This window comes from Micromonospora sp. NPDC005163, from assembly GCF_053599835.1.
Map to the genome: position 1 here is coordinate 15,564 of NZ_JBSFYP010000031.1, position 22,684 is coordinate 38,247.

General features: G+C 73.0%; 22 protein-coding genes. 8 read left to right on the forward strand and 14 right to left on the reverse strand.

Annotated elements, in window-relative coordinates:
* Positions 1-4 precede the first annotated feature (4 nt).
* Positions 5-850, reverse strand: a complete 846-nt coding sequence (locus ACWD6N_RS21405; RefSeq protein WP_449940251.1) for an LLM class flavin-dependent oxidoreductase — start codon at positions 848-850, stop codon at positions 5-7.
* Positions 851-879: 29 nt separating this feature from the next.
* The gene (locus ACWD6N_RS21410; RefSeq protein ID WP_354965179.1) at positions 880-1,878 is read right to left on the reverse strand and encodes a tyrosine-type recombinase/integrase; all 999 of its coding nucleotides are present in this window, start codon (positions 1,876-1,878) and stop codon (positions 880-882) included.
* 102 nt (positions 1,879-1,980) lie between these two features.
* Here ACWD6N_RS21410 and ACWD6N_RS21415 point away from each other — a divergent pair, with 102 nt between their 5' ends.
* The gene (locus ACWD6N_RS21415) at positions 1,981-3,036 is read left to right on the forward strand and encodes a helix-turn-helix transcriptional regulator (protein WP_354965180.1); all 1,056 of its coding nucleotides are present in this window, start codon (positions 1,981-1,983) and stop codon (positions 3,034-3,036) included.
* On the opposite strand, the gene ACWD6N_RS21420 is transcribed toward ACWD6N_RS21415, so the two are convergent.
* The 5 genes from ACWD6N_RS21420 to ACWD6N_RS21440 all read right to left on the reverse strand — a co-directional run bounded on the left by ACWD6N_RS21420 (position 2,943) and on the right by ACWD6N_RS21440 (position 5,639).
* Positions 2,943-3,461 carry a GNAT family N-acetyltransferase gene (locus ACWD6N_RS21420; RefSeq protein ID WP_354965181.1) on the reverse strand — a complete coding sequence of 173 codons (519 nt, stop codon included), beginning with the start codon at positions 3,459-3,461 and terminating at the stop codon, positions 2,943-2,945. The genes ACWD6N_RS21415 and ACWD6N_RS21420 overlap by 94 nt on opposite strands.
* Before the next feature lie 73 nt (positions 3,462-3,534).
* A complete protein-coding gene (locus ACWD6N_RS21425) occupies positions 3,535-3,960 on the reverse strand; it encodes a DUF6069 family protein (RefSeq protein ID WP_354965182.1) in 426 nt (141 codons plus the stop codon).
* Positions 3,961-4,035: 75 nt separating this feature from the next.
* On the reverse strand, positions 4,036-4,512 hold the full coding sequence (locus ACWD6N_RS21430; protein WP_354965183.1) for a MarR family winged helix-turn-helix transcriptional regulator: 477 nt from the start codon (positions 4,510-4,512) through the stop codon (positions 4,036-4,038).
* Positions 4,513-4,564: 52 nt separating this feature from the next.
* Positions 4,565-5,080: a DUF2087 domain-containing protein gene (locus ACWD6N_RS21435; protein ID WP_354965184.1), complete on the reverse strand. Its 516-nt coding sequence runs from the start codon at positions 5,078-5,080 to the stop codon at positions 4,565-4,567.
* A 61-nt stretch (positions 5,081-5,141) separates the two neighbouring features.
* A complete protein-coding gene (locus ACWD6N_RS21440; protein WP_354965185.1) occupies positions 5,142-5,639 on the reverse strand; it encodes a MarR family winged helix-turn-helix transcriptional regulator in 498 nt (165 codons plus the stop codon).
* Positions 5,640-5,704: 65 nt separating this feature from the next.
* Between ACWD6N_RS21440 and ACWD6N_RS21445 the strand changes: the two genes are divergently transcribed.
* Positions 5,705-6,943 (forward strand): MFS transporter, encoded by a 1,239-nt coding sequence (locus tag ACWD6N_RS21445; protein WP_354965186.1) that lies wholly within the window; start codon positions 5,705-5,707, stop codon positions 6,941-6,943.
* A gap of 22 nt (positions 6,944-6,965) precedes the next feature.
* Here ACWD6N_RS21445 and ACWD6N_RS21450 read toward each other — a convergent pair whose 3' ends face one another.
* Positions 6,966-7,475 carry a mycothiol transferase gene (locus ACWD6N_RS21450; protein WP_354965187.1) on the reverse strand — a complete coding sequence of 170 codons (510 nt, stop codon included), beginning with the start codon at positions 7,473-7,475 and terminating at the stop codon, positions 6,966-6,968.
* Positions 7,476-7,496: 21 nt separating this feature from the next.
* Positions 7,497-8,525: an aldo/keto reductase gene (locus ACWD6N_RS21455; protein WP_354965188.1), complete on the reverse strand. Its 1,029-nt coding sequence runs from the start codon at positions 8,523-8,525 to the stop codon at positions 7,497-7,499.
* A 506-nt stretch (positions 8,526-9,031) separates the two neighbouring features.
* On the opposite strand from ACWD6N_RS21455, the gene ACWD6N_RS21460 reads away from it, so the two are divergent.
* From ACWD6N_RS21460 to ACWD6N_RS21470, 3 genes are all read left to right on the forward strand, one after another.
* A complete protein-coding gene (locus ACWD6N_RS21460; protein WP_354965189.1) occupies positions 9,032-9,697 on the forward strand; it encodes a hypothetical protein in 666 nt (221 codons plus the stop codon).
* A 242-nt stretch (positions 9,698-9,939) separates the two neighbouring features.
* On the forward strand, positions 9,940-10,365 hold the full coding sequence (locus ACWD6N_RS21465; RefSeq protein ID WP_354965190.1) for a hypothetical protein: 426 nt from the start codon (positions 9,940-9,942) through the stop codon (positions 10,363-10,365).
* Between the two features lie 59 nt (positions 10,366-10,424).
* Complete coding sequence (locus tag ACWD6N_RS21470; RefSeq protein WP_354965191.1) at positions 10,425-11,978, forward strand: ArnT family glycosyltransferase; 1,554 nt, start codon at positions 10,425-10,427, stop codon at positions 11,976-11,978.
* A gap of 7 nt (positions 11,979-11,985) precedes the next feature.
* On the opposite strand, the gene ACWD6N_RS21475 is transcribed toward ACWD6N_RS21470, so the two are convergent.
* Positions 11,986-12,471 (reverse strand): RrF2 family transcriptional regulator, encoded by a 486-nt coding sequence (locus ACWD6N_RS21475; RefSeq protein ID WP_354965192.1) that lies wholly within the window; start codon positions 12,469-12,471, stop codon positions 11,986-11,988.
* Between the two features lie 140 nt (positions 12,472-12,611).
* Between ACWD6N_RS21475 and ACWD6N_RS21480 the strand changes: the two genes are divergently transcribed.
* The gene (locus ACWD6N_RS21480) at positions 12,612-13,346 is read left to right on the forward strand and encodes an SDR family oxidoreductase (protein WP_387322579.1); all 735 of its coding nucleotides are present in this window, start codon (positions 12,612-12,614) and stop codon (positions 13,344-13,346) included.
* A gap of 87 nt (positions 13,347-13,433) precedes the next feature.
* Here ACWD6N_RS21480 and ACWD6N_RS21485 read toward each other — a convergent pair whose 3' ends face one another.
* Positions 13,434-14,174: a hypothetical protein gene (locus ACWD6N_RS21485; RefSeq protein ID WP_354965194.1), complete on the reverse strand. Its 741-nt coding sequence runs from the start codon at positions 14,172-14,174 to the stop codon at positions 13,434-13,436.
* Positions 14,175-14,690: 516 nt separating this feature from the next.
* Between ACWD6N_RS21485 and ACWD6N_RS21490 the strand changes: the two genes are divergently transcribed.
* A complete protein-coding gene (locus tag ACWD6N_RS21490; RefSeq protein ID WP_354965195.1) occupies positions 14,691-17,468 on the forward strand; it encodes a helix-turn-helix transcriptional regulator in 2,778 nt (925 codons plus the stop codon).
* A 177-nt stretch (positions 17,469-17,645) separates the two neighbouring features.
* The gene (locus ACWD6N_RS21495; protein ID WP_354965196.1) at positions 17,646-18,191 is read left to right on the forward strand and encodes a hypothetical protein; all 546 of its coding nucleotides are present in this window, start codon (positions 17,646-17,648) and stop codon (positions 18,189-18,191) included.
* Here the strand turns inward: ACWD6N_RS21495 and ACWD6N_RS21500 are convergent.
* Genes ACWD6N_RS21500 through ACWD6N_RS21510 form a run of 3 tightly spaced genes read right to left on the reverse strand, consistent with a single transcriptional unit; the run spans position 18,178 to position 22,674 of the window.
* A complete protein-coding gene (locus ACWD6N_RS21500) occupies positions 18,178-18,735 on the reverse strand; it encodes an NAD(P)H-dependent oxidoreductase (RefSeq protein ID WP_354965197.1) in 558 nt (185 codons plus the stop codon). The genes ACWD6N_RS21495 and ACWD6N_RS21500 overlap by 14 nt on opposite strands.
* Positions 18,736-18,758: 23 nt before the next feature.
* Positions 18,759-19,889: an LLM class flavin-dependent oxidoreductase gene (locus ACWD6N_RS21505; protein WP_450005123.1), complete on the reverse strand. Its 1,131-nt coding sequence runs from the start codon at positions 19,887-19,889 to the stop codon at positions 18,759-18,761.
* Between the two features lie 4 nt (positions 19,890-19,893).
* A complete protein-coding gene (locus ACWD6N_RS21510) occupies positions 19,894-22,674 on the reverse strand; it encodes a cytochrome P450 (protein WP_354965199.1) in 2,781 nt (926 codons plus the stop codon).
* Between the last annotated feature and the right edge of the window lie 10 nt (positions 22,675-22,684).

The window sequence follows — 22,684 nt, forward strand, 5'->3', positions numbered from 1 at the left end:
CGTGTCAGCGCAGCGGACCACGGGCGACGGCGGCCCGCATCGTCGCCGCGTCGCCGACCGGGACGTACTCCAACCACCAGGTGGCGCCTGCCTCGGCGAGTTCGCCGAGGTAGGCCCGCTCGGCGCGTTCGTCCGGTCGGCGCCTCCGGCCGCCGATCGCCACGTCGAACGGCTGGCCGTCGGCGCGGGTGGGTGGCAGGGTGCCCACCAGCTCGCGTACCTCATCGGGGGTGAAGTCGGACCACCCGTCGGTGTCGGTGAGCTTGTAGGGCACGATGCCGTCGGCGCGGGCCGCCCGCCGCCGCACCGACCCGGCCTGGGTGCTGCCGCCGACCCAGACCGGCACCCGGGGCGACTGCACCGGCGGCGGCCGCAGCGCCACCGCGTCCGCGCGGTAGTGGGTGCCCTGGTGGCTGACCGGCGCTCCGCTGAGCAGCCCGGTCAGCAGGTCGAGACCCTCGTCGAGCATGGCGGCCCGGACGGCCACCTCGGTCGGCTCGCCGAACGCGGCCAGGCCTCGGTCGCCCGGGTCGCCGACGCCGACCGCGACCGTGGCGCGCCCCGCGCTGAGGTGGTCGAGGGTGAGCACCTCACGGGCCAGCTTCGCCGGGCGGCGCCGGGGCAGCGCGGTGACCGTGGTGCCCAACCGCACCCGACCGGTGCTCACGGCGATCGCCGTGAGCACCAGCCACGGGTCGTAGGTGGGCGGGTCGTCGCCGGAGTAGTGGACGAGATAGTCCTCCAGGAACACCCCGTCCCACCCGGCGCTCTCGGCGAGCTCACCCAGCTCGACCAGGGTGGACACCGTGACGGAGGCGCCGCCGCAGGGAAGCTCCAGACCGTGTCTCATCCATCGACCGTATTGCGGGGGTACGACCCTCAGCCGCGGCGACGGGACCGGGCCGCCCACACCACGTACGCCGGGTCGCGGTCGAGGTTGTGCCGGTCGCGGTCGTAGCGGCGGGTGGTACGGGGGTCGGCGTGGCCCATCGCGTCCTGCACGTCCTCCAACGGGACGCCCTCGGAGCGGGCGGTGGTGGCGAAGGCGTGCCGCAGCGAGTGTGGTGAGAGTTTCGCCCAGGCCGGGATGCCGGCGGCCCGGGCCAGCCGGCGGACCATCCGGAACACCGAGTGCCGGTCCAGCCGGGCGCCGTTGGCGGTGACCAGCAGCGGCCCGGTCAGCTGCGGCACCGGCACGCCGGTGGCGGCGGCCCGCTGGGCCAGGTAGGCGTCCACCGCGTACCCGGTGCCGGGGGTGAGGGCACGTCGGCGCTGCTTGCCGCCCTTGCCGACGAAGCGCACGCTGCGGTGCCCGCGCTCGGTGCCCAGGTCGGTGAGGTCCAGTGAGATCAGCTCGCCGACGCGCAGACCCAGGTCGGCCAGGAGGGCGATCGCGGCCCGGTTGCGGGCGGCCGTCGGGCCGGTGTCGGCGTCGGCCGCGCTGAGCAGCGCGTCCACCTCCTCCGGGGTGAGCCCGACCGTGGCGGAGTGGTCCCGGTCGACGCGGGGCCGGTCCGCGCCTGCGACCGGGTTGGCCGGCACCGCGCCGAGCTTGACGAGGAAGTCGTACCAGCTGGACAGCGCGGAGAGCCGGCGCGCCACGGTCGCCGGGGTCAGTGGCCGACCACTGCGCGCGCCGAGGGTGGACTCCAGGGCACGGGCGTATTCGTTGACGTGCAGGAAGTTGGCCCGCAGCGGATCCAGGTCGCGGCCGGTGCACCAGCTGAGCCAGCCGGTGACGTCGCGCCGGTAGGCGTCGCGGGTGTGCGCGGACAACCGGCGGTTGCGCAGCCACGCCTCGGTGACGTCGACCGGCCCGCCGGGCAGGGCCGGTCGGGCTGTCGGGCGGGCGAGCACCGGAGCGTCGGAGGACACCATGTGAAAAACACTCTCAGCTCGGGGTGGGTTGGCCGGGAAGGCGCGCCGAGACCACCGGCCCCGGTCGGTGTCGGGGCGCGGCGGGCCGGCTACCGTCGGGCGGTGCGTGCCAGTCGGCTGGTCTCCCTGCTGCTGCTCCTGCAGACGCGGGGGCGGATGACCGCTGCGGAGCTGTCCGAGGCCCTGGAGGTGTCGGTCCGGACGGTGTACCGGGACGTGGAGTCCCTGGGCGCCTCCGGGGTGCCGGTGTACGCCGAGCGCGGCCCGGCCGGCGGGTACCGGCTGCTCGACGGCTACCGCACCCGGCTGACCGGGCTGACCGCCGGTGAGGCCGAGGCGCTGTTCCTGGCCGGTGTGCCTGGCCCGGCCGCGGAGCTGGGCCTGGGGTCGGTGCTGGCCACCGCGGAGCTGAAGTTGCGGGCCGCGCTGCCGAGCGACCTCACCGACCGGGGCGGGCGGATCCGGCAACGGTTCCACCTGGACGCGCCGAGCTGGTTCCGCGAACCCGAGCCCACCCCGCACCTGGCCGCCCTGGCCGGCGCGGTGTGGGAGGACCGCCGGATCCGGGTGCGCTACCAGCGGTGGCAGCAACCCCGGGAGGTCACCCGCACCCTCGACCCGCTCGGCGTGGTGCTCAAGGCCGGCCGGTGGTATCTGGTCGCCGCGGCGGCCGGACAGGTACGCACCTACCGGGTGGGCGCGATCCTGGACCTGACCGTGCTGGATGAACCCGCCGACCGGCCGCCCGGCTTCGACCTGGCGGGCTGCTGGCAGGAGCACACCGAGCGCTACGAGAGCAGCGTCTATCGCGCCGAGGCACGGGTGCGGATGACCGTGGCGGCGCTGGCGCGGACGGTGCACCTCTTCCCGCCGGCGATGAGTCGGGCGGCGCGCGACGCCGCCGGCGCTCCGGACGCGGACGGCTGGTTGGTCACCACCGTGCCGATCGAGTCGGTCCGGCACGGCCACGTCGAGATGCTCAAGCTCGGCGCGCAGGTCGAGGTGCTCGCACCGGCCGAGTTGCGTGAGCTTGTCGCCGGCACCGCGCACGCGCTCGCCGCGCTCTATCCACCGACCCCCGGCACGGGAGAGCCGAGCTGCTTCTCGAACCAGTGCTCGGCGTACGGGCCGTGCGAGAACGCCGGGATCTCGACGTAGCCGTGCCGGGCGTACAGGGCGCGGGCCTCGACCAGGTCGTTGCGGGTGTCCAGCCGGATCCGGTCCACCCCGGCCGCCTGAGCCCGCTGCTCGACGGCGGCCAGCAGCGCGGCGCCCCCACCGGCGCCGCGATGTGCGGGGCGGATGAACACCCGGGTCAGCTCGGCCCAGCCCGGCTGCCACCGCAGCCCGGCGCAGCCGGCCAGGTCCCCACCGCGGTGGGCGAGCAGGAGCAGGCCGGACGAACCCGCCAGGTCGTCGTCGGGCAGTTCGGCCAGCGCCAGATCAACCTCGCCGGGCAGCGCGGGGCGGCGGTGGTAGCGGACCACCATCTCGGTCATGTACTCGCGGAGCAGCAGTGTCGCGTCGGGCTGGTCGGGCTGGACTGCGGTGGTCACCCAGGTGGGTTGGAGTGTGCTGGTCACCTGTCGATCATCAGCACCCGGTCAACGCGTTTTGTCCACCGTCCGGACCGGACCGGCGTCTGCGGCCCGGACGCTACCGACGGCGACCTGGAAACAGGGCGATCAGCACGACAGCCACGGCCACGTGCATCGCGCCGAGGGCCAGCTTGGCACCAGCGGTGGCCTCGGTGCCGAGCAATGGGCCGAAGGACAGCAGGGTCACCAGGACGGCCAACGAGATCCAGATGAGGCGGGCGGTGCGGGGGAAGAACCGCTCCAGCAGGGCCAGCGTCGCCCAGCCCAACAGGGCCGCGCCGAGGGCGATCCCGAAGATCTCGCCAAGCCCGATGACCAGGGCGGGTTGCCCCGGGCTCTCGACGGTGTAGTCGACCCCGGCAGCCTCGCCGATTCCCCAGATGGCCAGGCAGGCCACGACGGCTGCGGCGACGCCGAGGGTGCGGCGGCGCAGTGCCGACGTGGTGGCAGTGGTGGTGACGGATGGTTCGGCGGTCGCGCTCATACGGGCTCCTCGGTCAAGGGGACGAACGAGTGCGACCGTATCAGATAGTCCCGGACGAGACTATCTTCTTCGGGATTAGCAACCGGAGCGACCGCCGGGCGCGTACGGGGAGGAGCGGGCCAGCGGACCGTTCACCAGCGCGGTGAGCGCACGCAGGAAGGCCTCCCGATCCTGCTGGGGCAGCGTGGCGAGGAGCTCGTCCTGGATGCGCCGCACGACATCCTGCGCCCGCTCGAGGACCTGCTCGCCTGCCGGCGTCACCGCGACCAGCCGGGCCCGTCGATCCGACGGCGCTGGGCGACGTTCGGCGAGCCCGGCCCGCTCCAACTGGTCGAGGGTGACGACCATGGTGGTCTTGTCCACCCCGCACCGTTCGCCGATCTGCCGCTGGGTCAGGTCCCCGGTACGGGCCTGCGCCAGCACGTAGTGCGCCCGTGGTGAGATGCCCAGCTCGGCCAGGCCGGCGGCGTGCTCGGTCTGGAGCGCGTGACTTGCCCAGGAGAGCAGGAACAGCAGGTCCGGCGGGCCGTCGGCGGGCGAGCAGGAGGTCATGCAGGGAGGCTAACAACATGCTCCGCGACGGGACGGTTCGCGGGCCGGACGATCAGGATCGTTGGTAGATGCCGTGCTCGCGGATGAGGAGCTGCTCGTCGATGAGGTAGCGGCGCAACGTGGCGTGGTCCGACCCGCCGGCGGCGCACCACGGCTTGAGCGCCTCGTCCACGGCCCGCTCCGGGTAGCGCGTTCCCGGCTCGAACGACCGTTCCGCAATGTGCGCCAGCAGGACCCGCCGCCGACCGCGTTGCGCCGGCAGGCCCACCAGCACACCGGAGCGCAGGAACGTCCGCAGCACCGGGTCGTCGGCCGGCTCGGCGTCGTCCGCCTGACGACGCTCGCGCGCCGACGCCAGCAGCGACACCTCGTCGGCCACCAACGCTCCGTCAAGGCCCGTCACCAGGCCCGCGTCGGTGAGCCGGCGGACGCCGGTGAGCACCGCCCGCGGCGGCAGGCCGGTCCGCTCGGCGATCTGGGCCGCGCCGGCCGCACCCAGCACGATGGCCGCGAAGACCCGCCGGCGTCCGTCGTCGGCCAGGGCCCCGGCCAGAGCGTCCGCTGTCATGCCGGTCACCCTTTCATCGACGGTACGCCGACCGCCAGGCGATTTTCCGGTGCGTCCGGGCTCAGGCGGCCGGTTGCTCGGCGACGAGCAGCACCCGGCGCAGCAGGTCGGAGAGCAGCCGCCGCTCCGCAGGGGTGAGCGCGTCGAGCAGCCGGTGCTCCTCGGCGCCCCGGACGTCCATCGCCCCGTGCCACGCCGCCCGGCCGGCGTCGGTGAACTCCACATCGACCCTGCGCCGGTCGACTGTGGACGGGGTCCGCCGCACGAAGCCGCGCTCGACCAGGCTGTCGACCCGCGCGGTGATCGAGGCGGGCGCCATCGCCAGATCCGCGGCGAGTTCCGAGGGCGCGGCACGTCCCTGCCGGCCGGCGAGCGCGTGCAGCGTGTCGTACTCGTGTGCTGGCAGGTCGAAATCCACCAGGACCCGCTCCTTCACGGTGCGCAGGTGACGGGTCAGGACGCCCATCCGGGTCACCGCCCCTTCGACGTCCGGGTCGAGGTCGGGCAGGACGGGCAGCCAGCGCTCGACGTGCCCGTCGACGGAGTCGTGGGTGCTCATCGCCAGAGCTTACCGCACCAAAATATTCATTGCCGAAATATTCGATGCCGAAGTACCTTGGATCGGTGACCTCTCCTCTGCGCACCCGCTCCTTCCGGCTGCTGTTCCTGGGCCGGACCGTCTCCGCGGTCGGCGACGCCGTGGTGCCCGCCGCCCTGGCCCTGGCCGTACTGCGGGCCACCGGTTCGACCGGCGCGCTCGCCGTCGTCCTCGCCGCGGCGATGGTTCCCCGGCTGCTCCTGCTGCCACTCGGCGGCGTCGTTGCCGACCGGTTCGACGCCCGCCGGGTGGCTCTGCTGGCCGACCTGGTCCGCTGCGCGACCCAGCTCGCGGTCGGCGTGGAGCTGCTCGGCGGCGAGCCGTCGCTGACCACCGTCGTGGTGGCCTCGGCGCTCGGCGGCACCGCCTCGGCGTTCGCCATGCCGACCGCCTCCCCGCTGGTGGCCGGCACCGTCGAACCGGCCGCCCGGCAGCGGGCCAACGCCCTGATGGGGATCACCGCCAACACCAGCCGGCTCGCCGGCCCGGCGCTGGCCGGCGCACTCATCTGGGCCGCCGGACCCGGCTGGGCGTTCATCATCGACAGCGCGTCGTTCGCGCTCAGCGCCACGCTGCTCGCGCTGGTCCGGATCCGGCACGTGCCGGTGCCCCGCCGCTCCGTCGTCGCCGACCTGCGGCACGGCTTCGGCGAGGTGCGAGCCCGCGACTGGTTCTGGACCAGCCTGATCGGGCATGGCGTGTGGAACGGCGCCGCCGCCGTCCTGATGACCCTCGGGCCGGCCATCGCCATCGACCGCCTCGGCGGCGAGGCCACCTGGGTGCTGCTGTTGCAGGCCGGCGCGATCGGCATGCTCACCGGGTCGCTGCTGGCCGGGCGGATCCGACTCCACCGGCCGGTCCTGCTGGCCAACCTCGGGCTGGCCAGCTACGCCGCGCCACTGCTGCTGCTCGCCGTCGCCGCGCCTGCCCCGGCGGTGATCGTCGCCTACGGGGTCGCCTTGACCGCCCTCGGCTATCTCAACCCGGTCTGGGAGACCGTCGTGCAGCACCAGTTCCCGCCCGAGGTGCTGGCCCGGGTCACCTCGTACGACTGGCTGGCGTCGCTGGGCGCCGTGCCGCTGGGTTACGCCCTGGCGCCCCTGGCCGCGGACACCTTCGGGGCACCCGTACCGCTGGCCGTCGCCGGCCTGCTGGTCCTGGCCGCCTGCGCCGGCACCGCGCTGGTCCCCGGCGTGCGCCAGCTCACTTGGCCGGCGACCACGGCACCGCGACCGGTCGAACCCGCCGTCGCCGACGCGCGGTGAGCGGGTTCGACCGGTCGCCGGATCATTCTCCGGTCGGCCCACCCGCAAGCTCGGTCACGACGTCGAGGTGGCCGAGGTGGCGGGCGTACTCCTGGAGCAGGTGGAACAGCACCCGCTCCAGCGACGCGGGTTCGGCGCCGTCCCATCGCGGGCCTGGCGCGCCGATCTCCGCCAGGTCGTGGGCCGTCACCACCGCGCTGGTGTGCGCACCCTGCGCCCGCAGCGCCGCCACCAGCTCCGAGCGGGTCTCCTCCGGGGCGACGTACCAGCGATCCCCCCGGCGGTCACCCCACGGCTCGGGGACGTCCCGGCCCTGGAAACCCCACTCGATCCAGCGCAGCTCGACGTACCGCAGGTGCTTGAGCAGCTCCAGCGGGGTCCAACCCGACGGCAGGCCGCTGCGCCGCAGGTCCGACTCGGCCAGCGCCGACACCTTGGTCAACACGGACTCCCGGAAGTAGTCCAGGTAGCGCAGGAAGACCTCGGTGCGGCTGCCGGCGGGGCTCGTGGGCTCGGGGAAGGGCGTGGTCATCGGCCCATTGTGCGGGGCGGGTCAGCCGGCGGGCAGGTCGCGCCCACGCTGCTGAACACCGGCGGCGCCATACGGATAGTCACCCACCGGTGGGGCGCTCGCCTCGTCCAGCAGCCGGGTCTGCTCGGCGTCGAGGACCAGGTCCGCGGCGGTCAGGTTGTCGTCGAGCTGCGCCGTGGTGCGCGCCCCGAGGATCACCGAGGTGACCGCCGGACGGGCCGCCAGCCAGGCGAGCGACACCGCGGACATGGACACGCCCCGCTCGCCGGCAACCTGGCCGACCGCGTCGATCACCCGCCAGGTGCGGTCCTGGGCGTTGCGGCCCGCGTACGCCTCGACGCCGCGCTGCGGATTCTCGCCGAGTCGGGTGGCCCCGGTGGGCGTGCTGTCCCGCCGGTACTTGCCGCTCAGCCAGCCACCGCCCAGCGGCGACCACGGCAGGATGCCGATGCCCTCGTTCTCACAGACCGGCACCAACTCGAACTCGATCTCCCGGGCCAGCAGGTTGTACTGCGGCTGCAGGGTTACGATCGGGGCGAGGTTGAGGTGCTGGCTGAGCAGGGCGGCCTTCTGCAACTGCCAACCGGTGAAGTTGCTGACCCCCGCGTAGCGGATCTTGCCCGCGCGGACCGCGTCGTCGAAGAACCGCAGCGTCTCCGGCAGCGGGGTCAGCGGGTCCCAGGCGTGCGCCTGGTAGAGGTCGACGGCCTCGACGCCGAGTCGCCGGAGGCTGGCGTCCAGGGCACGGGTGAGGTGCACCCGGGACAGGCCGGCGTCGTTCGCCCCCGGGCCCATCGGGAACCGCCCCTTGGTGGCGATGACCAACCGGTCGCGCACGCCGGGCCGCGCGGCCAACCAGCGGCCGACGATCTCCTCGGAGACCCCGGCGGAATAGACGTCGGCGGTGTCGATGAACGTGCCGCCGGCCTCCACGAACCGGTCCAGCTGGGCGAAGCTGCCCGCCTCGTCGGTCTCCGCGCCGAAGGTCATCGTGCCCAGACACAGGGTCGACACCACCGTGCCGGTGGCGCCCAGAGTGCGATAGCGCATGTCTTCCTCTCAGTCGAGCGACCTTGCCGATCTTGCCACCGCCGCCCTGGCCTCGACCGCGGGGGCGGTCGCTTGCGGGACCCGGACCCCGAGGCGAGAGGAAGGTGACTCGTCCGTCCGCAAAGAACCTTGGGACCGTTCGTCCTGTTTCATCACTCAGGAAACCTGTTGGGGTGTTTGGTGGCTTTTGCGTCTTTCGTCCTGTCTTGCCCCTCAGTACACGGATGGGCTGTACAGTGCTGTTTGCCGGCTAAATCCTGTCTCATTACTCAGCGGGCGATCGTTCCTTTCGACCGCTAACAGCCCATATTTCGGGATATGCGAATGCCGAAACATCCGTCGAAGCCTGTGTCGCGAATCAGGACATACGCCAACAAGCTCCCCATAACCTCGACCGGTGGCTGTTCACATGTCTTTCGATGGGTTGCCAGGTCGCCCTCAGCACGTTCTGCCCGCTGTCCTGTCCCGACCCATCGAACCGGTGTTCGTGGACGCCACTGGGCGGCGTGGTCCTGCTGCAGACCGCGGCGCCGGCACTGGGCGGGCCGGTGGATTCGGTACTGACCGACCTGGCCACGTTCGGCGCCTGCTGGCTCCTGGGCTTCGCACACCGCGACGGTCAGCTGCAACGGCTCCCACTTCGGTCCCTGCTGGCCCTGGCGGCACTGTGCCCGGGACTCGCCGTCGGCTGGCTCGTCACCCACCCGGGCGGCGGGCTCGACCTCAACGACATCCCGGTGGCGCAGGCATTCTGGTCGCTCGGAATCGTGCTGCTGCTGTTGCGGGTGTCCCCACCGATGACCTGGCTGGCCCGGATCCGGCCACTCGACCGGCTGGTCACCGGGTTGAACAGCCGGGCCCTGACCATCTACCTCTGGCACAACGCCGCCATCGCGGTCTGCTTCGCCGTCGGCGACCTGCTCGGGGTCTGGCGCCTCGGCAAGCTGGGCTACCTGGTGGTGGCCCTGGTGCTTCTCACCGGCCTGGTTCTGGCCCTCGGTTGGATCGAGGACCTCAGCGCCCGGCGGTCCCCTCGTTTGCTGCCCTGGCCCCGGCCGCAGCGAACAACAGGGCGGGATCGGGCAGTACAGCCGGCTTCGGGGGCCGCCGTGGCCGATGAACAGGACGTTCCAGAAGTGCGCCACGAACACGCTCGATCAGTACTGACGTGAGCGTTGTTCCACGCGAAAGCACGCCGCGACGGCATGGCCGGAAACGACACGGCCCGGCTGAGCCGCCGCCGGCGGGAGACGGTGATGGGGGTGATCACCGTCGGCCGGCACGGGCCTCGCCTCCTACGGGCCCGTGCCGGCCACCCAACAGAAGGCACAGTGAAGCGACCGCGACGGCGAGGTGCCGGCGAGGTCCGGGCCAGCAGGCTTCTGCCAGCCCGGTTAACGGAGAGGAGACGGTGATGTGGCAGCTGCCCACACCGGCAGAGCAGGAGCTGTGGAACGCCGTGGTGGCCGGGGTGCGAGCGGCCAACCAGAAGGACCACGCGCAGTTCCAGACTTCCATCGACCGCCTTCTGCGGCTGCCCCACGCGTGGGCGCACCAGGTCCTCAGGGACACCGCAGGGCTGCTCGCCGAGAAGCTGGACCCGGACGGGTGGGATCGGTGGTCGCTGCTGGCCGTACTGCTCCCTGGCGGTCACCGACCGCCGGTCACCGACCTACCCGGCGAACCGGAGCACACGCGGCATCGACTACTGCTCATCGCCCAGCTGGCGGACGCCGCGCAGGTCGGCGTCGGGGCATTCGTTGACGTCGCATTGGGCAAGAACAAGCGGGCTGGTGGAACTCTCGCCGTATCGGTCCCCCACTGCCGGACCGGGCGCTGACGCCCGAAGCAGCCAGATGGAGGGCGTGAGCAGCGCGGTGGATCGGTGATGATGGGTGCGTGAGCGAACCCGGCACCGCCACCGACCGCCCCCACCAGCCGGCCCCAACGTCCCCGCCGCCGGGGCCATCGACGCCCGGCCCCCGCACGCTCGGGCCGTGGCTGGTGGCCGCGGCGGTCAGCGTGACGCTGCTGGTGCTCGCCGGCCGCTACGGCTATCACCGCGACGAGTTGTACTTCCTGCTCTGCGGCCGGCACCTCGACTGGGGCTACGTCGACCAGGGTCCGCTGGTCCCGGCGCTGGCCCGGCTGCTCGACACGATCGCGCCCGGCAACCTGGTCGTGCTGCGCACCCCGTCGGCACTGCTGGCCGGTGGTGCGGTCCTGCTGGTCGCCGCCATCGCCCGGGAGCTGGGCGCCGGCCGGGGCGGGCAGAGCTTCGCGGCGCTGCTCGCCGGGCTGTCCGGCATCGTGCTCGCGGGCGGGCATCTGCTCAGCACCACCACCGTCGACCCGCTGGCCTGGCTGGCCGCCGTGCTGTGCGCGGTGCGGCTGCTGCGCACCGGCGACAGCCGGTGGGCGCTCGGCATCGGGCTGGCACTCGGCGTGGGCATGCTCAACAAGCTGCTGCCCGCGCTGCTGGCCGTGGGCCTGATCGCCGGGGTGGGCATCGCCGGGCCGCGCCGGCTGCTGCGCGACCGGTGGGTGCTCGCCGCCGCCGGGATCGCGGCGCTGCTGGCCGCGCCGAACCTGATCTGGCAGGCCGCGCACGGGTTTCCGCAGCTGTCGGTGGCCGCCTCGATCTCCGGTGGCGACAGCTCCTACAGTGGCCGCCTCGACGCGCTGACCCTCCAGTTCGTCATCATCAGCCCGTACGCGGTGCCGATCTGGATCGCCGGGCTCGTCGCGTTGCTGCGCCGGTCGGCGTGGCGGGCGTACCGGGCGGTGGGCTGGTCGTGGCTGGTCGTGGTCGGCATCGTGCTGATCGCCGGCGGGAAGGGCTACTACGACGCGCCGCTGCTGCTGGTCCTGACCGCCGCCGGGGCAACGGTCATCGCCGCCTGGGCGTCGCGCGGTGCGGTCGGGCCGCGCCGGAGTCTGCTCGCGCTGGGCGCGGTGCCGCTGTTGCTACCCAACATCGTGCTGCTGCTGCCGGTGCTGCCGGCCGACCGGTTGCCCGGCTTCGTGGTGGACGTCAACTACGACGCCGGTGAAACCATCGGCTGGCCGGCGTTCGCCGACTCGGTCGCCACCGTCCACCGTGGCCTGCCACTTCAGGAGCGCTCGCGGACGGTCATCCTGACCGGCAACTACGGCGAGGCCGGCGCGCTGGCCCGCTACGGCCCGGCCCATGATCTGCCCCGCGCGTATTCCGGGCACAACAGCATGGTCGACTTCGGCCGACCACCCGCCGACGCCGACGTGGTGATCGTCGTCGGGTGGGAACGCTCCGCCCCGCTGAACGCCTGGTTCGACGAGTGCGCACTCGCCGGGCGGGTGGACCAGCGGGTCGAGGTGGACAACGACGAGAACGGCGGCCCGATCTTCGTGTGCCGGGGGCTGCGGCGTCCGTGGGCGCAGATCTGGGACACCGAGGTACGCCACGCCGGCTGACGGCGGGTCAGTGGTCGTTGGCGCCGGTCAGCCAGGTGCCCACCGCGGGCAGTGCCTCCGGGCCGGAGTCGGTGCCGACGTCGCGGGCGAGATCGGCGATCGTGACCGCGGCGAGCGCCTCGCGCCACGCCTCCTCGGCGGTCCACATGGCGCGGGCGACCGGGCACGCCCGGGTGCAGGCGTTGGCCGGGGTCGCCATCGGGCCGCGTTGTCGGATCTCGGTGCAGACGAAGGCGGGCCCGGGGCCGTCGACGGCCCGCACCACGTCGAGCAACGTGATGCTTCCCGGTGCGCGGGTCAGCGCGTAGCCACCGGACTTGCCCTGCACGGAGTGGATGAGGCCGGCGCGGGCGAGCGACTGGAGCTGCTTGGCGAGGTAGCTGCTGGAGACGTCGTGCAGTTCCGCGAGCTTGGCCGCCGGGACGGGCCTGCTGCTGACCGTGAGGACGACGCAGCAGTGCAGCGCCCACTCGACCCCGCCGGACATCTTCATCGCTTCACCCTAGCCACCCCGATACTCGGACTCATCCTATCCGAGTACAGTTCCCGGACATAAGAAGTCCGAGTATCCGGCCCGGCAGAGACGTCGCCGGACAAACGGGCTGCAATCACCACAGGGAAGGTGGAACGAACATGAAGATCGCCGTGATGGGCGGGACCGGCCTGATCGGGTCCCAGGTCGTCAAGATCCTGCAGGCGGCCGGGCACGACGCGCTGCCGCACTCCCAGTCGACCGGGGTCGACCTCCTCACCGGGCAGGGTCTGGCCGAGGCGCTCAAGGACACCGACGTCGTCGTCAACCTGACGAACTCGCCGACCTTCGACGACGCCTCCCCCGCCTTCTTCCAGACGACCATGGACAACCTCCTGACCGCCGCCGAGCGGGCCGGCGTCGGGCACGCGGTGGTCCTCTCCATCGTGGGCGTCGACCTGGTCCCCGACCTGGCCTACTACCGCGCCAAGGCCCTCCAGGAGGACATCCTCAAGGCCGGTCCCGTTCCGTACTCAATCGTCCGCGTCACCCAGTTCTTCGAGTTCGTCGACGCGGTCATGTCCTGGACCGCCGACGAGAACACCGTCCGCCTGCCCAGCCGCCCGCTGCAGCCCATGGCGGCGGCCGACGTCGCCCAGGCCGTCGCCGACGTCAGCATGGGCGCTCCCCTGCAGGGCACCCGCAACGTCGCCGGTCCCGACGTCTTCCCGCTCGACGAGCTGGGCCGAATCACCCTCGCCGCCAAGGGCGACCAGCGCACCGTCACCACCGACGACAGCGCCGGGATGTTCGCGGCGACGCCCAGCGGCGTGCTGATCGCCACCCAGGACGCCGTGATCGCGCCCACCTCCTACCGGGACTGGCTCGCCCGCTGACCCTGGCAAGCAGGGTGGTGTCCGGCGTCGGGACCATCGGTCGCCCCGACGCCGGAGGGCCGCGGACGAGCGACCCCGGGTGCCCACTCAGCTATTCGGGCGGACCGCCCCGGCATGCAGGACACTCAGGTGTGACCGCGTCGAGTGGCGCGGGGTCCGGCGCCGCGACAGCGTACGGATCAGGTCGGCGTGCACGCGCTGCTCGTCACGAGGGCTGAGCCCGAGCTGATTGTGCAGCAGGTGGACCAGGTCGAACGTCATCGCGCCGTCGTACCCGGGGGCGCGGCGGCACGCCTCCAACAGGCGCGACCAGCAGGTCAGCGGATGACGTTCGGTGGCCAGCGCGGCGGAGATCCGCTGCCAGCGAGCGCCCGGCAGGACGGTCACGCCCTCGGACGTGGTGGGCTCGGCCCCGCTCCGCACGGCGGGACAACTGCGCACGGCCGCCACCATCGCAAGGTCGGCGGCGGCGGCGAGCCGGGCCTGGCGACCAGGGGTCATTCCGATCAGATCGACCGCCACGCCGACCAGTCGTGGATCGCGGGCCGACGGAGCGCCGAGGTCCGGGGCGTGCACGGGCCCCTCCGCACCGACCGCCGCACACAGCCCGGCCAGTCGGGCCGCCAGCAGTCGCGGCGCGCGGCCCAACAGGTGGAGGTTGACCACCCGGGGCGACTGTCGGGTGAATGACCAGCCGGACAGTTCGTCGGCGGCCTGGAGGTCGCGCAGCAGTGGACTGACACCGCGGGTGAGGAACGCGTCGGCCACTGCGGCGCGGGGCGGCAATAGGCACTGGAATGCGTGCCATCGCTCCGACTCGTTCAGCATCCCCTCCACATTTACCGAATTGTCCAGATAGGATCGGTAATGAACGGTCATCCGAAGTCCCCCCAAGGCGTCGCACCGCCGGAGTCGACATTAAGCGACGCAGAACGATGCGACAGTAGGGGAAACCCCACATTGTCGTGTACCCAACGCAACCGTCGGTACGCGCTGGGTCAAGAACGAAGTCCACTATTTCGGTTTTTGGGTATCAACATTTGCTCTCTTCGGCAATAGGACCAACCGGTCGCGTGATCGCCGTTCTTGGCTTGCCACCCTAGAGTTGCATCTGCCGCTCGCCCGAGCGCCGGCAATTGGCACCGCCGGCATCGGGCACGCCGAGAGGCCCGAACGGGACACATCCTGGGGGTGGCAGTTGAAACTGGACCGAAGCTCGCCGCATCGTCGCGGACAACCAGGCCGCCCGGCCGTCGTCGCACCGCACGACGCGCGTCCGACCGCGCCCACGCGGCGGCGCACCTCTGCGGGCGGCGCCGCACGAGCGTTCGTCGCGGACCACCGATGAACACCAGCGAGGAGGACCTCGCCCCGACAGTGTCGGGCGACCCTCTCGAGCCCCTGGTCGGCCGCAACTGCGCGCTCGACCTGTTCGACCGGGCACTGGCGAGTGTCCGCGACGGCCAGCCAACGATGATCGAGTTCGTGGGCGACCCCGGCACGGGCAAGACGCGGCTGCTGCGCGAGGTCGCCGCGCGGGCCCGACGGGCCGGCGTACCGGTGCTGGCCGCCGCCGGGCGCGACGGTGACCAGGTCGAGGCGGCCCTCGCCAGTCTGCTGGACGCGCCGGCGACCCCGCTGCTGTTCCTCGTGGACGACCTGCACACCGTCTCGCCCGCGACGGCGGCCCTGCTGGGCCGACTCGCGCAGGTGCCGTCCCCAGGTCTGCTGTGGGTCACCGCGTACCGGCCGCGGCAGATGCCCTCCTGCGCGACGGCGGCGCTCGCCGCCGGGATCTACCTGAGCCGCCGGGCGGTCACCCTGAGCCCGCTCGATCCGGCCAGCGTCGCCGCGCTGCTCGGGCTGCCGGAAGGGCGCGCCGCCCAGCGGGTGCACGTGCTCTCCGGCGGTGTGCCCCGCTACGTGCTGGCCTACCGGCCGGGCGCCTTGGACGGTCCGGTCGCCGCCCTGCGTGGCCTACCCACCGAGCTGCCCGTCGACGTCACCGGCGCGGTCCAGCTCGACCTCGACGGGCTGACCGACGAGCAACGGCAGATGCTGGAGGTCGTCTCGGTGTGCCCGTGCGGGTTCGAGCCGGCACTGGCCGCGGCGTTGGCCGGCCGCGGCCCGGAGGTCACCAGCGATCTGCTGGACGCGCTGGTGGCCGCCGACCTGTTGCGCACCGACCCCACCGAGGCGTCGACCCTGTCGTTCCGCCACGAGGTGGACCGCACCGTGGTGTACCGCTCGCTCTCCCCCGGCCGGCGACGACGACTGCACGCCACGGCGGCCAGCGTCCTGCGCGATGCCGGACATCCGGTGAGCCGGTACGCCGAGCACCTGTCGGCCAGCGGGCAGTGCGCCGAACCAGCGACGGCCGACGCGCTCATCGAGGCCGCGGAGAGCGCGCTGGCGCCCCGACTCGACGCGATCCGCTGGTTGACCAACGTGCAACGGCTGCTGCCCGCCGCCGAGGTCACCGAGCCGCGCCGCACCCGGCTGGAGTTCGCCATGGCCGACGCGCTGGTCGGTGCGGGCCACCTGCGCCAGGCCCGCACCCTGTTGCAGGAGCTCACCCGCCGTCCGCTCGCCGACTGCGACCAGCGGCTGCGGGCGCTGGCCGCGCGGGCGCGCGTGGAACGACTGCTGGGCCGGCCGTTCGACGCGTACGCGCTGCTGCTGCCGCACCGCGACGAGCGGGTCGCGCCGCGCACCCGTTTCCTGCTGACCACCGAGACGGCGATCGCCGGAGTCCTCAGTGGATCCGTGAACGCGGTGGAGGACGCACGGGGTCTGGATCTGCTGGCCGCGCAGACCGGTGAGCCGGTCTGCGCCACGACGGCGGCGGTGGTGCAGGCGTTCGTGGCGGCGTACAGCGACTGCGGGATTCACGTGCCGGAGACACTGGACCGGGCATCGTCCGAGGTGGACGCACTCGCCGACACCGATCTCGCCCAACACCCGGACCTGCTGGCCCTGCTCGGTTGGGCGGAGTACTTCCACGAACGGGAACGCTCGGCCCTGCACCACTTCGACCGCGCGCTGGACATCTGTTGCCGCTCCGGTCTGGTGGCGCTGACCCCCTGGCTGCTGGTCGGCCGGTGCGCGGTGACCGCCCGGTTGGGCAACCTGGACCGCGCCCGATTCGAGGGCGAGGACGCCGAGGAGGTGGCCGTCGCCATGGGCGTCGACCCCTTGGTGGCGCTGGCGCGCGCGTACCGGGCGATCGCCGTGGCGTGGCGCAGCGGCCCGACGGCGGGCCGTCAGCTGGCCGACGCCGCCGTGTTGGACGCCGGCACCCGGCGGGAGAACTGGTACGACGGGGCGAGCCAGCGGGTGGCGGTGCGCCTGCGGTTCCTGGCCGGTGACCGGGCCGGCTCGACGTCGACGTTGCTGCGGGCCTGCGGCGGAGACGGTCTCGACCACGTCGAGCTGACCAATCGGGCGTGCTGGGCCTCGGCGCTGGCCGAGATGGCCCACAAGGCCGGTCGTCGGGACACGGCGGCGCGCTGGTTGACCGTGGCCGAGCGGTACGCCGAACGGCTGGGGCTACGGGGGCAGAGCGCGCTGACCCGGACCGCCCGGGCCCGGCTGACCCTGGAGGCCGATCCGCGGCGCGCGGCAGAGCTGGCCGCCGCCGCGGCGGACACCTTCGCGACCCTCGGTTGGCGACTGGAGGAGGCATCGGCACGGCTGGTGCGGGCACGGGCCCTGTGTGAGGCGCGGGAGTGGGCCGCAGCCGAGGTCGAGCTCGCCGAGACGCGGCGCATCGCGGAGCTGGTCGACTCCCCGCCGCTGCGGAGAGCCGTGGCCGGCGAGCAGAGTCGTGCCGCGGGCGCGGCCGGGCGCCTGCCGGATGCGGTCCCCGGCGGGGAGCTGACCCTGACGCGCCGGGAGTGGGACATCGCCCGGCTGGTGGCGGCGGGTGCGAGCAACGCCGAAGCCGCGGACCAGGTGTACGTGACGGTCAAGACGGTGGAGGCTCACCTGACCCGCATCTTCCGCAAGACCGGGGTGTCGTCGCGGGCCGGGCTGGCGGCGCTGCTGGTCTCCGGAGGGGTCAACCATCGAGGGTCTGGCGAGGATCGCGGGTCCGCACGGAGAACCCGATTTGATCAGTGATGCCCACTATCAAACGGAGATGAGGGATAGGCGTCCCGTGGGGAGTGTCGGATATCTCGCCTTCTGCCTGCCAGAATCTGATATCTTGTCTCCCACCAACGGCCAAACCCGACAGGGTTGACCGGCGGGCCGGAAGCCGCACTGGCTCTCCCGGAGATGCGCAAGAAAGGCATCGTCGTGAGTCAATACATCATCACCATCGTGCCCGTCGAGGACGACGGTGAGGAGATCACCGGCCCCGTGGCGCAGACCGTCGTCCGTCTGGAGACCGGGAACGGCCACCCGGTCGTGCGGGAGCTCACCGTCCGCGCGCCACAGAGCGCCGGCCTGACCGGCGAGCTGCCGTACGTCGACTTCGACGCCCTGCTGCGCGCCTTCATCCCGCCGCAGGACCGAGACCGGAGCCGCCCGGTCGGCGACATCCCGCCGGCCGCCTCCCGTCCGGCCGTGACGGTCGGGCCGGTCCCCGCAACCACCGCCGCGGCCCCCCGCCCGCAGACGCCCCGCCCCGCCCACCGGGCCGCTGAAGCCGAGCGGCTCAGCCGGCTCAAGGCCGGGCGCGCCTACCGCCGGGCACCCGACCCCGCGGACCTGGAGGCGGTCTACGAGCAGGTCGGCACGATCAGCCGGGTGGCCGAGCACTTCGACGTCCCGGTGCACACGGCGCAGGGCTGGATCAGCCGGATGCGCCGCAAGCACGATACCGAGGTCAACGCCGGCTGACTCCGGGCTCGGCTGCCGGGTCGGGCACGTCGGCCAGCGCGTCCGCCACCGCTGGCGCCGCCCGGTCCAGCCAGAGCCCGATGCCGACCTCCGCCGTGTCGAAGTCCCGTTCGAGCACGCACAAACCCGAGGTGGGTACGCACGCGCCCACCTCGGCCAGGAGGGCACCCAGGTAGGTGTCGACGACGTGCCGATGACCGGATCGGGCCGCGGTCATCAGCGGCACCGCCACCACCCCGGCCAGCGCGCCCCGGGGCAGCACGTCGACGAAGAGCTTCAACAAACCGCTGTACGCCGCCTTGAACGTGGGACTGGCCACCAAGAGCAGCCCCGGTCGGCGTACCGCTTCCAGCACCTCGTCGAGGGTCTCCGGCCGGCTGCCCTGACCGACCAGCTCGGCCGTCAGCTCGGACAGGTCGATCACGGTCGGCGTTGCGACCGGGGTCGGGCAGTGGGTCAGCCGGGCCCGCAGCGCCGCCGCGGTGGCCAGCGCGACGGTCCGCGTCCGCGAGTGCGGCTTCGGGTTGCCGATCAGTGTGGTCATCGGCAGTTCCGTGCCGGACGACGTCATCGGCCCACCGCCAGCTCCGGGGTCCGCGCGGCGCCGGCGTCGAGGAGACCGTCGTGCCGCAGCAGCGGCAGCACCCCCTCACCGAACCAGTACGCCTCCTCCAGGTGCGGCTGCCCGGACAGGATCAGATGCTCGACCCCCGCGGCGTGGTATTCGGCGATCCGCTCCGCGACCTCCTCGTGGCTGCCGACCAGCGCCGCGCCGGCGCCCGGCCGGATCAGGGAGTAGCCCGCCCAGACGTTCGGGTACACCTCCATCCGGGCGTTGCCGCCCGCGTGCAGCGCCGCCGCCCGCCGCTGCCCCTCCGAGTCGGTACGGGCGAACCGCTGGCGGGCGGCGGTGATGCGCGCCGAGTCGACGCCGGCGAGCAGCCGGTCCGCCTCAGCCCACGCCTCCCGGGCGGTGTCCCTGGTGATCACGTGCAGTCGACTCCCGGTGCGCAGCGTCCGCCCGGCCTCCGCCGCCAGGTCGCGTGCCCGGCCCAGCAGCTCCCCGAGCTGGGTGGGTGTCTCACCCCAGGCCAGGTAGACGTCCGCGTGCTGGGCCGCCGCCCGCTGTGCCGCCGGCGAGGACCCGCCCAGGAACACGGCCGGCGCGGTGGCCGGAGGCCGGGCCAGCAGCGCGGCCTTCATCCGGTAGTGCTCGCCGGTGTGGTCGACCGGCTGGCCGCCCCAGAGGCCGCCCAGCACGGTGAGGAACTCCTCCGCGCGGGCGTAGCGGGCGTCGTGGTCCAGCCAGTCGCCGTAGCGGCGCTGCTCGTCCGGGTCGCTGCCGGCCACGATGTTGAGCAGCACCCGGCCGGCGGAGACGCGTTGCAGGGTCGCGGCCATCTGGGCCACCAGCGTGGGTGAGGCCAGCCCCGGCCGCAGCGCGATCATGAACTTCAGCCGCTCGGTCTGCGCGGCCAACGCGGACGCCACCACCCACGGGTCCTCACAGAACAGTCCGGCCGGGGTGAGCACGCTGGTGAACCCCAGCCGGTCGGCGGCGCGGGCCACCTGGGCCAGATAGCCGATGTCCGGCGGCCGGCGGGTGACGCCGGTCGGCCTGGCGCCGCCCCGGGCCGGCTCGGCCAGGTCACGGCCGTCTCCATGCGACGGCAGGAACCAGTGCAGGTCCAGTGGCATGGGGTCACTCCCCTTCCGGCGCGGCGTCGAAGCGCGCGGGCATCGCGGTGATGGCGTTCATGAAGTTGGTCCGCATCCGGCGCACCGGCCCGGTCGGTCGAAGCCGGGCCAGATGCGGGCGGATCGCGGTGAGGAAGGCCGCCATCTCCAGCCGGGCCAGGTGCGCGCCCAGGCAGAAGTGCGGCCCGATGCCGAACGCCAGGTGCGGGTTGGGATCACGACCGAGGTCCAGCCGGTCCGGGTCCGCGAAGGCGGCCGGGTCCCGGTTGGCCGAGGCGTAGTAGATGACCACCTTGTCCCCGGCGGCGATCCGGGTGCCGTCGAGGACCGTGTCGCGGGTGGCGGTCCGCCGGAACTGCATGATCGGCGTGACCCAGCGCAGCAGCTCCTCCACCGCGGTCCCGGTCAGGTCGGGGTCGGCGATCAGCCGATCCCGCTGCTCGGGGCGCTCCAGCAGCGCCTGCACCCCGTTGGAGATCAGGTGCCGGGTGGTCTCGTTGCCGGCGATGACGAGCAGCAGCCAGAGCTGGCACAGTTGCGCGTCGGTCAGGCCCCGGCCGTCGGCCTCGGCGTGCACCAGCAAACTGAGCAGGTCGTCGGTCGGCCGGGCGCGCCGCTCCGCGGCCAACTGCCGGACGTACGCGAAGGCGGCGGCGAAGGTGTCCCGGTACCGGTCCACGCTGCCACCGCCGTACCGCGGATCGTCGAACCCGACCAGGTTGTTGCTCCACTCGAACAGCAGCGTGCGGTCCGCCTGCGGCATGCCCAGCAGGTCGGTGAGGACGAGCAGCGGCAACTCCGCCGCGAGGTCCGTCACCACGTCGATCTCCCGGGCGGCCACCGCCCGCGAGACCACCTCCTCGGCGTGTCGGGTGACCAGCTCACCCAGGCGACCCACCGCGCGCGGGGTGAACGCCCCCGCCACCAGCCGACGCACCCAGGCGTGCTCCGGAGCGTCCATGTTGATCAGAAGCTGCCGGTTGCGGTGCAGGTCCTGCAGGGTCCGGGGGTCGGCGAGGAACGCCCCGCTGGCCGCGGACGAGAACGTCGCCGGGTCGCGGGACACCTCGGACACCGCGGCGTACCGGGTGACGGCCCAGAAGCCCCGGCCCTGGGAGCGCACCGACCGGTCCTGGTCGGTACGGGTCAGCTCGACCTCGTCGACCCAGGCCACCGGCGTGTCCCGCCGGCGGCGGGCGAACTCGTCGTGCGGCACGCCGGTCAGGTAGCTGGCCGGGTCCGCGAGCAGACTCGGCGACACCGGAGCCTGCCGGTAACGGTCCCGCAACGCCCGCCGGGGCAGCTTGCCGGTGGGCTCGCGGGGGATCCGGTCGATCACCTCGTACGAGCGTGGCACCTTGAAACCGGCCAGGCTGGCCCGGCAGTGCGCGTCCAGGACCCGGTCGATGTCCTCGGCCGGCCACGCCGGGTCGAGCTGCACCACCGCCCGGACCTGCTCGCCGAACTCCTGGTCCGGCACCCCGATGACCACGCCGTCCTGCACGGCGGGGTGGGTCAGCAGCACCGCCTCCACCTCGGCCGGGTAGACGTTCACCCCGCCGGTGACGATCAGCTCCGCCGAGCGGCCGGTGAGGAACAGGTAGCCGTCCTCGTCCAGGCGGCCGAGGTCGCCGACGGTGAAGGTGTGCGGGGCGACGTGCGCCTGCTCGGTCTGCTCCGGGGCGTTGTGGTAGTGGAATCCCCGGCCCGGAGGCCGCCGGACGGCCACCCGGCCCTCCTGCCCGGCGGGCACCGGTCGGCCCTCGTCGTCGATGACCACCACCTCGGTGGGCGGTGCCGGCCGGCCCACCGTGCCCGGCCGGGCCAGCCAGGTGTGCGAGTCGGCGAGGGTGACGATGCCGGCCTCGGTCGCGGCGTAGTACTCCACGAACACCGGCCCCCACCAGTCGATCATCGCCCGCTTGGTCTCCGGTGGACAGGGGCCGCCGCCGTGCCAGATCCGGGTCAGGCTGGCGCCGGAGAACGCCGCCCGGGTGGCGGCGTCGACCCGGAGCAGGCGGATGAACTGGGTCGGCACCAGATGACTGATCGTGATCTTCTCTTCGTCGATCAGTCGCAGCACCTCGACCGGGTCGAACCCGCGGCGCATCACCAGCCCGCACCCGCGCAGCAGCGGAAACTGGGCGAAGAACAGCTGCGCCGAGTGGTACCAGGGACCGACCAGCAGCGCCTGGCCCTCGGTCGGGATGCCCAGCCCGCCGCCCAGCATCTCGGTGGTGGCGGCCACCCGGTCGACCGGAGCGCCGACCTTCAGCAGCGGATTGACCACCCCCTTGGGGCGTCCGCTGGTGCCCGAGGTGTAGAGCAGCACACCACCGGAGACCGTCGGGACCGCCGGGCCCTCAGGCAGGTCGTCCACCAGCGTGAAACCCTCCCCGCCGTCGACTGTCATCAACAGCTCGGGCGCCACCGGTGTGCGGGCCACCGCCTCGCGTACGGTCGCGGCGTACGTCGCCTCGGTGAGCACCGCCCTGGCGTTGCAGTCGGTCAGGATGTGGGCGATCTCCGGTGCGGTGAGGTGCCAGTTGACCGGCACCGCCACCAGCCCCGCGTGCACGCAGGCCAGCAGCGCCTCGAAGGTCTCGTGCCGGTTGCCGAGCACAAACGCCACCCGGTCCCCCACGTCCAGGCCGGCCCCGCGCAGCACGCCGATCCACCGGTCCACCGACCGGTCCAGCTCCGCCCACGTCCGCGTGGTCCGCTCGTCGGTCAGCGCTACGTCGCCGGCCCGGTCCCGGACCATGTTCTTCAGCAGCTCGGCCACTGGTCACTCC

What these genes read in the sequence shown, in the direction of transcription:
- ACWD6N_RS21405 (WP_449940251.1), bottom strand. Translation starts at nt 850, where the DNA reads ATGAGACACGGTCTGGAGCTTCCCTGCGGCGGCGCCTCCGTCACGGTG.
- ACWD6N_RS21410 (WP_354965179.1), bottom strand. Translation starts at nt 1,878, where the DNA reads ATGGTGTCCTCCGACGCTCCGGTGCTCGCCCGCCCGACAGCCCGACCG.
- ACWD6N_RS21425 (WP_354965182.1), bottom strand. Translation starts at nt 3,960, where the DNA reads ATGAGCGCGACCGCCGAACCATCCGTCACCACCACTGCCACCACGTCG.
- ACWD6N_RS21430 (WP_354965183.1), bottom strand. Translation starts at nt 4,512, where the DNA reads ATGACCTCCTGCTCGCCCGCCGACGGCCCGCCGGACCTGCTGTTCCTG.
- ACWD6N_RS21435 (WP_354965184.1), bottom strand. Translation starts at nt 5,080, where the DNA reads ATGACAGCGGACGCTCTGGCCGGGGCCCTGGCCGACGACGGACGCCGG.
- ACWD6N_RS21440 (WP_354965185.1), bottom strand. Translation starts at nt 5,639, where the DNA reads ATGAGCACCCACGACTCCGTCGACGGGCACGTCGAGCGCTGGCTGCCC.
- ACWD6N_RS21450 (WP_354965187.1), bottom strand. Translation starts at nt 7,475, where the DNA reads ATGACCACGCCCTTCCCCGAGCCCACGAGCCCCGCCGGCAGCCGCACC.
- ACWD6N_RS21455 (WP_354965188.1), bottom strand. Translation starts at nt 8,525, where the DNA reads ATGCGCTATCGCACTCTGGGCGCCACCGGCACGGTGGTGTCGACCCTG.
- ACWD6N_RS21465 (WP_354965190.1), top strand. Translation starts at nt 9,940, where the DNA reads ATGTGGCAGCTGCCCACACCGGCAGAGCAGGAGCTGTGGAACGCCGTG.
- ACWD6N_RS21475 (WP_354965192.1), bottom strand. Translation starts at nt 12,471, where the DNA reads ATGAAGATGTCCGGCGGGGTCGAGTGGGCGCTGCACTGCTGCGTCGTC.
- ACWD6N_RS21480 (WP_387322579.1), top strand. Translation starts at nt 12,612, where the DNA reads ATGAAGATCGCCGTGATGGGCGGGACCGGCCTGATCGGGTCCCAGGTC.
- ACWD6N_RS21485 (WP_354965194.1), bottom strand. Translation starts at nt 14,174, where the DNA reads ATGCTGAACGAGTCGGAGCGATGGCACGCATTCCAGTGCCTATTGCCG.
- ACWD6N_RS21490 (WP_354965195.1), top strand. Translation starts at nt 14,691, where the DNA reads ATGAACACCAGCGAGGAGGACCTCGCCCCGACAGTGTCGGGCGACCCT.
- ACWD6N_RS21500 (WP_354965197.1), bottom strand. Translation starts at nt 18,735, where the DNA reads ATGACCACACTGATCGGCAACCCGAAGCCGCACTCGCGGACGCGGACC.
- ACWD6N_RS21505 (WP_450005123.1), bottom strand. Translation starts at nt 19,889, where the DNA reads ATGCCACTGGACCTGCACTGGTTCCTGCCGTCGCATGGAGACGGCCGT.